Raw genomic sequence first — 8316 nt, 5'->3', positions numbered from 1 at the left:
TACTATTCTTATTTCCCTTTTTTATAACTCAATTTTTTCCTCCCATCCCTCACTCTTCCCTTTAATTCATTCTCTATTCATCTTTATATTATAACTTATTCTTTTATTATATTTAGAATTTGATTACTATCATATTATTGTGTTAGTTATTTAAATTCCTCGCCCCTATCTTAATCTTCTATCCTACTTTTTTATATTTCAAAGAAGATATTTTTTAAATATGATTATAATATAAGTTAACTTAAATTATATAATAAAAAAGACTGCTAATATACATAGCAGTCTTTTTAAATTTTCGATATTTTCTAAGCTTATTATCTTTTAGCTCTATATTCACTAACAGTTAATTGCTTTCTTCCCTTTGCTCTACGTCTTGCTAAGACTTTTCTTCCATTAGCTGATGCCATTCTCTCACGAAAACCATGCTTGTTTCTTTTCTTTCTTTCTGAAGGTTGAAATGTACGTTTCATCGGTTGTTATCTTATATCTTTATATTCGTTAATCTTATTTGAGATAGCAAAGATACTATTTATTTTTTATATTCCTACTTTTAATTGTGTTTTTGTGTAATTTTTTGCATATATCTTTAATGCTATTATACTTTTATACTATTCAATAAAGATTATTAGGTTTAAAATAACACATTTTTGATTGTCACAATTTTAATCACTAATAATTTTTATGTGTACAATATCCTATTTTATAAGATATGATTTCATTTTTATTAATGAATTAATTAATTTTTAAATTTTGTATTTTTCTATATTATTTTAAAATATACTTATTTTCAATAAATTATTGAAAATAAAAAAGCTATCTTAAAAAAGATAGCTTTTTATATAATTGTTTAACTTTATAAAACCATAATAAATGGATATTATCCGTTTATTTTAGCAATTCTTTGGATCAATTCCACAACCTTATTGGAATATCCCCACTCATTATCATACCAGCTAACTACTTTAACAAAAGTAGGACTTAATTGAATACCTGCTTTGGCGTCAAAGATTGATGTACGTGGATCTGTAATAAAGTCTGAAGATACTACTTCTTCATCTGTATATCCTAATATTCCTTTTAATTCACCTTCAGATGCTTCTTTCATTGCTTTACAAATTTCATCGTAGGTAGCTTCTTTAGCTAAGTTAACTGTTAAGTCTACTACTGAAACATCTAAAGTAGGTACACGGAATGCCATACCTGTTAATTTTCCATTTAGAGAAGGAATTACTTTTCCTACTGCTTTTGCTGCTCCTGTTGAAGATGGAATTATATTTCCTGCTGCTGCACGACCTCCTCTCCAATCTTTAGCTGACGGACCATCAACAGTTTTTTGGGTTGCAGTGGTAGCATGTACGGTAGTCATTAAACCTTCTAAGATACCAAATTTATCATTCAGTACTTTAACAACCGGTGATATACAGTTTGTAGTACATGATGCATTTGAAATAAATTGAGTCCCTTTTACGTAGGTATTATCATTTACACCACATACGAACATAGGAGTATCGTCTTTAGATGGCGCAGACATAACTACATATTTTGCTCCTGCATCAATGTGTCCTTGTGCTTTATCTTTAGTAAGGAATAATCCTGTTGATTCAACTATATATTCTGCTCCGATGTCTCCCCATTTAAGGTCTGCCGGATTCTTTTCAGCAGTTACTCTGATTGCTTTTCCATTTACTACTAGCTTTCCGTCTTTAACTTCTATTGTTCCATCAAATTTACCATGAACAGTATCATATTTTAGCATGTAGGCCATATATTCAACATCAATAAGGTCGTTAATACCAACAACTTCTATATTCTCATTATGTTGAGCAGCACGGAATACTAATCTTCCAATACGACCGAAACCATTAATACCAATTTTAATTTTTGACATAATACTTCTTTTTAACGTTATTTAAATTAATTTTTTATTTTATCTATGTAGAAAGGATATCGGCTACTTTTATAAGATCCTTGTCTATTTCATTATGTTTTTTTATTGCATCTTCTATTGGAGTAAAAACAACTTTACTTGATTGCATACCTGCCATAACATTCGATTTACCTGCCATTAACCCTTCAACTGCAGCTACTCCTAGCCTTGAAGCTAAAACTCTATCCGCAACAGTTGGTGATCCACCTCGTTGAATATGACCTAATACAGTGACTTTAACGTCAAATTCAGGATATTTCATCTTAGTGAATTTAGCTAAATCATATACACCTCCCAATTTTTCTCCTTCTGCAACTACTACAATGCTGGAAGTTTTACCTTTTTGTTTAGCATTATCGAAAGAAGCAAACAAATCTTCTATACTATCTTTTTGCTCTGGGATAAGTATATCTAAGGCTCCAGTAGCTATTCCACTATTGAGTGCTATAAATCCGGCATCTCTTCCCATAACTTCTATAAAGAAAACCCTATTGTGAGAAGTTGCCGTATCTCTGATCTTATCAATCGCATCAACTACGGTATTGAGTGCTGTGTCATATCCTAAGGTAAAATCCGTACCGAATATATCATTATCAATAGTTCCCGGTATTCCAATGAAAGGAATTCCTTGTTCTTTTTGAAATATTGTTCCTCCCGTAAACGATCCGTCTCCTCCTATAACAACCAATGCATCTATATTATGTTTTTTAACTGTCTGTGCAGCTTTAGCTCTTCCTTCAATTGTTCTAAATTCATCGGATCTTGCAGATTTAAGTTCAGTTCCTCCTCTATTAATTAGGTTTCTAACTGAACGAGGACCTAAATCAACAACTAAATCATTAATTAGTCCATCATATCCCATCCTTATTCCACAACATTCAATTCCATAATAATTAGCAGCTCTTACAACTGATCTTATGGCAGCATTCATTCCCGGAGAATCCCCTCCGGAGGTTAAAACACCTATTTTCTTTATTTTACTAATGTTTTTAGACATGTTTTTTTATAAATTTTTACATTCTAAGATCATACAAATATACTAATCATTTGTGGATTTTGCATTAATAAATGGACATATATAAATAGATATATATCATATTATCTTATATTGATTTAAAATTTAATTTTTATTAAATTTGTAGCTAATCTTCTTCTCACAAAGAATAAGCTAAATATTTATTTTATATCCACATTTTTTGCTTTATCTATATTTTTAAATATGGTTATTTAAACTTTGGTATTTAATAAATTCTACTTATCAATTTTTCAAAAATAATACCAGTATACTTGATTATTGCCGGTTTACGTTGATTTATAATACTCTGTTTCAAAAATTTCAGATCTTAGCTTGATTAAAATTATTATTTTATTTTAAGCTTCCGACCATGTCTTCTGGTTTCACCCATTGATCAAATTGTTCGGCAGTAACTAATCCTAAGTTAATAGCTTCTTCTTTTAGTGTGGTACCATTTTTATGTGCTGTTTTTGCAATTTTTGCAGCGTTTTCGTAGCCTATATGTGTATTTAAAGCTGTTACCAGCATTAATGAATTGTTTACTAATTGTTTTATCCTTGAATAATTGGGTTCAATACCGATCGCACAATGTTCGTGGAAAGAATTACAAGCATCTCCTAATAATTGTGCGGATTGTAAAAAATTATAGGCCATAACTGGCTTGAAGACATTTAATTCATAGTTTCCTTGAGTTCCTGAAAATGATATTGTTGTATCGTTTCCAAGTACTTGAGCACAAACCATGGTCATTGCTTCATTTTGTGTAGGATTGACTTTACCGGGCATAATGGAAGATCCTGGTTCATTTTCGGGTATAAATAACTCCCCTATCCCACTTCTTGGTCCAGATGCTAGTAATCGTATATCTTGAGCTATTTTAAATAAAGATACTGCTAATTGTTTTAAAGCTCCATGGGTTTCTACTATTGCATCATGTGCTGCTAAAGCTTCAAATTTATTGGGCGCTGTTATAAATGGTAAACCTATAAATTTGGAAATGTATTCTGCCACTTTTACATCATATCCTTTAGGGGTATTTAAACCGGTACCAACAGCTGTTCCTCCTAGAGCTAATTCTGATAAATGTGATAGGGTATTTTTGATAGCTTTTATGGCATGTTCTAATTGGGCTACATATCCTGAAAATTCTTGTCCAAGTGTTAATGGAGTAGCATCCATTAAATGTGTCCTTCCTATTTTAACTACATCTTTAAATTTTTCTGATTTTTCTTGTAATGTGTTTTTTAATTTTTCAACTGCAGGCAAGGTATGAGTTACTACTTTCTTGTATGCTGCAATATGCATCGCTGTAGGAAATGTATCATTTGATGATTGGGATTTATTTACATCATCATTAGGATGTATCGGACTTTTTTCTCCCAATTTTCCGCCTCCTAATACCAGTGACCTATTAGATATGACTTCATTTACGTTCATATTAGATTGGGTGCCGGATCCGGTTTGCCAAATAACTAATGGAAATTGATCATTTAAATCGCCTTTGATAATTTCATCGCATACTTTAGCAATTAAATCCCTTTTTTCAACCGGTAATACTCCCAAATCGCTATTTGCATAGGCCGCTGCTTTTTTTAAATAACCAAATGCTTCTATAATCTCTTTAGGCATTGATCCTTCGGGACCAATTTTAAAATTATTTCTTGATCTTTCAGTTTGGGCTGCCCAATATTTATCTCCGGGAACTTGAACTTCTCCCATAGTATCTTTCTCAATACGGTAATTCATGGTAAGTTTATATTATTATATTTATATTATACAAAAATAAAAAAAATCAGCCAAGGGGGCTGATTTTTTATCTAAATAAAATACTAACTTTTTATTTATCTCTATTTTTAGCTTGATTCATTTTTTGTTTTTGAATTTGTTTTTGTTGTTCTTGAGCTTGTTCCAACATTGCTTGCATTTTCTCTTGCCATTTACTTTTTTTCTTTTTAGGCTTGGCTTTGTTTTCCTGCATTTTTGCATGTAACTTTTCTTCGTTAATCAAAAAGTTTTTGATTAATACAATTAAAAGTATATTGATTGCGTTGGACACCAAATAATACCAAGAAAGACCAGAGGCATAAGAATTTAACCAAAAAATAAACATAACCGGCATCAGATACATCATAAATCTCATATCGGGCATACCTTCTTGCGTTGGTGCTTGCATCGTAGAAGTGGACATTTTAGTATAAATTAATAGTACTAAGCAATAAAGTATAGTAAATAAACTTATATGATTCCCATAAATACTTGATAATATAGGTATATGTGTAGTCCATTCATAAATAGAATCATATGCAGTAAGATCATCTGCCCAAAGAAAGGATTGTCCTCTTAAAGCTATATTATTCGGGAAAAATCGAAATAATGAATAGAAAATAGGTATTTGTATTAAGGCAGGTAAACATCCTGCTAAAGGATTTACTCCAACCTTTCTGTACAAATCCATAGTTGCTTGTTGCTTCTTTAGCGGATCAGAATTTTTATGTTTTTCATTTAATTCATCAATTTCTGGTTTAAGTATTCGCATTTTTGCTCCTTGTATGTATTGTTTATACATAATTGGAGAGGTAACTAATTTAACAACGATGGTCATTAAGAAAATAATCCATCCTGCAGCAATTCCGAATTTTGACAAGAATTCATAAATCCATAAATAAAATATACATAACCATTTCATCCATCCAAAAGGAATGTTATAGTAGAATTGTTTACTATCTCCATTATCGGCTTTATAAGATTTTAGCAAATCATAGTTTAATGGAAGAAAGTTCCAGGTATATTTTTGATTAATTTCTCCTTGTTGAACGGGAACTATACTCGTAAAAGAGAAATTTTTAAGATAATCGGGATTATCTCTTTCTGCTTCTTGAGTTCCTTTGGATTTATAAAACCCATTCTGAGCTTCTAAAATGGTAGCAAAGAATTGTTGTTTTATGCTTATCCAATCAATTTTATCTTTATCTTCAGTAAATCCGTTGGTATCGTAATCAGTCTGCGAATAATCGTTTAAGCTGTATCTAAATTCTGTATAGGTTGTTTCTTGCGACTTTCCTTTCTCCAGCGCAATTGCATTTTGATTCCAATTTAACATGGCATCTTGCTGATTGGTAATTTGTGATAATCCTTTTGTAAGAATTTGAAATTCTAAAGAATATTTACCTTTTAATGCGTAACGAAATTGTATAAAGCTATCATTTTCTAAATTGGCGGTAAGAACAGTTACATTTCCTTCTTTTGAAGGTGTAAAAGTCAAATCTCTTGTATTGATAATTTTACCCGATTTATCTTTGAAAGAAATATTAAAATCAGTATTGTCTTTATTTACAAGAAATAAGGGTTTTTTATGTGATGCATTATCTTTATCGTAAGCCGTCCATTTTTTTAAACGTACTTCACGCAATTGCGCACCTAATGTACTTATTTTTACATCGATTTCATCATTTGAAAAAGGTAATAATTCTAATTTTGCCTGAGCTAATGAATCTGGCTTTACCGATGCTATTTTTTCATGTGATATCTGAACTTTATTTTCAGAGCTGATTACTTGATGTTCAGTTTTTTGAGCTTCATCTATAGCTTTTTTTTGCTGATTATTGGAATAAACCAAAAATCCGATTAGAATAATCCCTATAAGAATAAAACCAATCAGCTGGTTTTTATCAAATTTGCTTTCTTGTTGCATTCTTTACTTTATTTATTTGATAATTTTGAGATGCTTTAACTAATGCCATAAATAACGGATGCGGAGAAGCTACAGTACTTTTATATTCCGGATGATATTGTACTCCTATAAAAAACGGATGATTTTTTACTTGAATAACTTCTACTAAACCGGTATCCGGATTAGTTCCAATAGCCTCTAAACCATTGTTTTCGAATTCATTTATATATTCATTATTGAGTTCATATCTATGTCTATGTCTTTCTTCTATATTCTGAGAATTATAGATTTTTTCAACAATTGAACCTTTTTTCAATTTGCATGCCCATGCTCCTAGTCTCATAGTACCTCCTTTATTGGAAACATTTTTTTGCTCTTCCATAAGACATATAACCGGTGCTGATGTCTGTAAATTAAATTCAACACTATCGGCATCTTTATATCCTAATACATTTCTTGCAAACTCTATTACAGCAATTTGCATCCCAAGACAAATTCCAAAGATAGGTATTTTATTCACTCTAGCATATTGACAAGCAACTATTTTTCCTTCTATGGCGCGATCTCCAAAACCCGGAGCAATAATTACTCCGTCTACATCTTTTAGGTAATCGGAAATATTTTCGTAGGTGAGATCTCCACTGTATATCCATTTAATATTGACTTTAGTTTCTAAAGTAGCTCCTGCATGTATCAATGCTTCAACAATAGATTTGTAAGAATCTTGTAGCGAAACATATTTACCTACTAAAGCTATTTCAACGTTATTTTTTGGATTTTTATATTTTTCCAAAAAATCGTTCCATTGCTTTAAGTCCGGCTTCTTATCTGTAGATAAACCTAATTCTTTTAATACTAAAGCATCAAAATTTTGATTTTGTAGGTACAAAGGAACTTCGTAAATGGTTGGAAGATCTTTACTTTCTATAACATTATCTATATTTAGATTACAGAATAAAGCAAGTTTTGATCGTACTTCTTTGGAAATTGAACATTCAGTTCTGCAAACTAAAAAATTAGTTTGTACTCCATATTCCATCAGTTGACGTACGGAATGCTGTGACGGTTTAGTTTTTAGCTCTCCACTCGCTGCTAAATAAGGAATTAATGTCAGATGAACTACAATGGAATTTTGATATCCTAATTCCCAACGTAATTGACGGACACTTTCTACATAGGGTAATGATTCTATATCACCTACCGTTCCTCCTATTTCAGTAATAATAATATCAAAATCTCCTTTTTTCCCTAATATTTTAATTCTTCTTTTTATTTCATTAGTAATATGAGGAATAACCTGTACGGTCTTACCTAGAAAGTCTCCTCTTCTTTCTTTGTCAATAACAGTTTGATATATTTTACCGGTAGTAACATTATTATCTTTACTGGTAGGACTATTTAAAAATCTTTCGTAATGACCTAAGTCCAGGTCGGTTTCAGCTCCATCTTCAGTAACATAACACTCTCCATGCTCATAGGGATTTAATGTTCCCGGATCAATATTTATATAGGGATCCAACTTTTGAATGGTTACTTTATAACCTCTGGCTTTTAGTAGCATACCTAAAGAAGCAGCGACAATTCCCTTCCCAAGCGAAGAAGTAACACCACCTGTAACAAATATGTATTTTGGAGAAGATTGGTCAGACATAATTTTAAAATTTAAATGATTTAGTTTATATAGTTTAGGATAGTTCAGTCAGT

6 protein-coding genes are annotated in these 8316 nt (G+C 31.1%); all 6 read right to left on the bottom strand.

The features are described 5' to 3' along the window. Positions 1-314 precede the first annotated feature (314 nt). The 6 genes from rpmH to Q0T35_RS05555 all read right to left on the bottom strand — a co-directional run bounded on the left by rpmH (position 315) and on the right by Q0T35_RS05555 (position 8263). Complete coding sequence (gene rpmH, locus Q0T35_RS05580; protein WP_055425699.1) at positions 315-470, bottom strand: 50S ribosomal protein L34; 156 nt, start codon at positions 468-470, stop codon at positions 315-317. A gap of 407 nt (positions 471-877) precedes the next feature. Then, the gene (gene gap, locus Q0T35_RS05575) at positions 878-1888 is read right to left on the bottom strand and encodes a type I glyceraldehyde-3-phosphate dehydrogenase (protein ID WP_293916636.1); all 1011 of its coding nucleotides are present in this window, start codon (positions 1886-1888) and stop codon (positions 878-880) included. Positions 1889-1931: 43 nt separating this feature from the next. Continuing rightward, on the bottom strand, positions 1932-2924 hold the full coding sequence (gene pfkA, locus Q0T35_RS05570; RefSeq protein WP_293916634.1) for a 6-phosphofructokinase: 993 nt from the start codon (positions 2922-2924) through the stop codon (positions 1932-1934). A 369-nt stretch (positions 2925-3293) separates the two neighbouring features. Continuing rightward, on the bottom strand, positions 3294-4688 hold the full coding sequence (fumC, locus tag Q0T35_RS05565; RefSeq protein WP_293916632.1) for a class II fumarate hydratase: 1395 nt from the start codon (positions 4686-4688) through the stop codon (positions 3294-3296). Between the two features lie 91 nt (positions 4689-4779). Beyond that, positions 4780-6633, bottom strand: coding sequence for a membrane protein insertase YidC (gene yidC / locus Q0T35_RS05560; RefSeq protein ID WP_295841287.1), 1854 nt, complete (start codon positions 6631-6633; stop codon positions 4780-4782). After that, complete coding sequence (locus Q0T35_RS05555) at positions 6611-8263, bottom strand: CTP synthase (protein ID WP_293916629.1); 1653 nt, start codon at positions 8261-8263, stop codon at positions 6611-6613. Before Q0T35_RS05555 ends, yidC begins: the two co-directional genes overlap by 23 nt. Positions 8264-8316: the final 53 nt, after the last annotated feature.

Source organism: uncultured Apibacter sp. (genome assembly GCF_946479295.1).
Lineage (GTDB): Bacteria > Bacteroidota > Bacteroidia > Flavobacteriales > Weeksellaceae > Apibacter.
This window is presented reverse-complemented; position numbering and strand designations above follow the sequence as displayed.